Source organism: Streptomyces sp. NRRL B-24484 (assembly GCF_000717715.1).
GTDB lineage: Bacteria > Actinomycetota > Actinomycetes > Streptomycetales > Streptomycetaceae > Kitasatospora.
In genome coordinates, this window is sequence record NZ_JOAI01000110.1 from 1 (window position 1) to 2,025 (window position 2,025).

Genomic DNA, 2,025 nt, shown 5'->3' on the forward strand with positions numbered 1-2,025 from the left:
GCACCGCGCGCACGCCCCGGCCAGGCCGCTCCTCTCCACGGGGCTGGCCGGGCCGTACACGTGCCGCCAGCACAGGGTCGGCATGCTCCGTACACGCCTATGAATCGCCTGGTCAAAGCCCTGAGACGCCGTTTGAGACGCGCCGTCCGATCGGTCTAGCATTCCCCGCACGGTCGCCCCTTTCATCCCCCCGTGCAGGTGCGACTGCGCAGAGCGGCCGCACAGCGCGGCCGCCTCCTGGCCGGCCGGGGCGACGATGCCACTACGCGCCCGCCGTCCCGGCCAGCTGCGCCACAAAGGACCGGGGCGCCAGCAACCAACCGGGCACCGGTTCGCGGGCCCGACGACTTACCCGGGCGTGGATTCCAGCCCGGGCCGAACCGGTTCTGCCACGGCTTGTCCATGCCTGCGCCCTTCGTTCCACCCCTGCGGACCTTCGCCTTGCCCCGGTACGCGACCGTCAAGCACGACACCCAGAACCCATGGACATGCCCCAATCCGGAAAGAACGAGGCGAGCGTGAGGGGGAGGACAGGGCTGGGGGCGGTGTTCGAGGCGGCTGGCGGCCCGTCCCCGCGCCGTGTGACGCCCGGCCGGGCCGGGCCGGGTCTGCGGAGCGGGCTGCGGGTATGGACTGATACGTGAACGATCGGGGCCTGTTGAGGCGTCTGCTGCCGGCCATGGGGTGCAGCGTGTTGTGTTGGCTGGTCCTGGCCGCGGTCCTCTGCTGGTGCCTGTGGCGATGAAGCACTGACAGGCCGCGGCACGAAACGGCCGCAGGCTCCAGGCAGGGAAGCCGCACCCGGCAGCAGACCCCGGGAGCGCGTGACGACGCCGACACCCCGTGGAACGCACCGGTCACCGTCGTGACGACGCTGACACCCCGTAGAACGGGCCGGTCACCGCCAGCCCCGGGCCACAGCACTACGGCCCGCACCGCGACACCGAGCGACACCCAGGCGGCCGACCGCGGACAAGCGGCCCGGCCGTGTACCACCTGCGTGTGGTCCCATCCGGACAACAACAGGTCTGGCACGGTTTGTCCATGCCTGAACCCTTCGCTCTCCTCCTTCCGGTCTTCGTCCTACCCAGGTGCGCGACCTGCGGGTACGACACCCAGGGCACGAGAGCCAAGCCCGGCGGCACGGTGCGCTGCACCCGGTGCAAGACAATGCGCCGGGTCCCGATGGGCCGCCCGCTATACGGGCCGGACGACCCGACAGCGACGGTTCCACACCCAGGCCCGCGCCCCAAGAACGAACGCACAACCCCACGCCCGGAGCGGCCGGCCGCATCGACCAGACGCAAGGCACACCCGGCCCGCCCGAAGCCACGGAAGGCGCACCAGGCGTGAGAGAGAAGATCGGTGCGCCGCTCACCCAGCTGCGCGAGCGCCTGCAGAACGGGACCGGACAGGCGGCGGGTACGCCGCTGGTGCGCAACGGGCGGATCCTGGCCGCCAGCGCCGTCGTCGCCGCCGGACTCGGCGCGCTGTTCTGGCTCCTCGCCGCCCGCTGGTTCACCACCGCCACCGTCGGCCGCAGCTACGCCCTGCTGTCGGCGGCGATGCTGCTGGCGACCCTCGGCTCCCTGAACCTCGGCGACGTGCTGGTGCGCTTCCTGCCCACCGCAGGCCAGCGCAGCCGGTGGCTGGTGGCCCGCTGCTACACCATCTCCACCGCGACCGGCGCCGCGGTGGCGACCGGCTTCGTCCTCCTCGCCCCGCACCTGGCACCCGGCCTGACGGAGCTGCGCGCACCCTGGTCGGCGATCCTGTTCATCGCCGCCACCTCCGCCTACACCGTCTTCGTGCTGCAGGACGGCGCCCTCACCGGCCTGCGCCGACCCGGCTGGGTACTCGGCGAGAACCTCATCTTCGCCATCGCGAAAGCACTCGCCCTCGCGCTGTGCGCCGCCCTGGCCATCAGCGCCGGGATCCTGCTGTCCTGGGCCGCCGGCCTCGTCCTCGCCGTGACGGTCGCGAACGTGGTGCTTTCCGCCCGCGCCCTGCCCGCCCGCCTCACCC

Annotated in this window: 1 pseudogene; it reads left to right on the forward strand. The window is 72.4% G+C overall.

The window, feature by feature from the left end:
- Positions 1-1,349 precede the first annotated feature (1,349 nt).
- Positions 1,350-2,025 (forward strand): annotated as a pseudogene (locus IE98_RS0141395) (oligosaccharide flippase family protein); the annotation flags it as partial.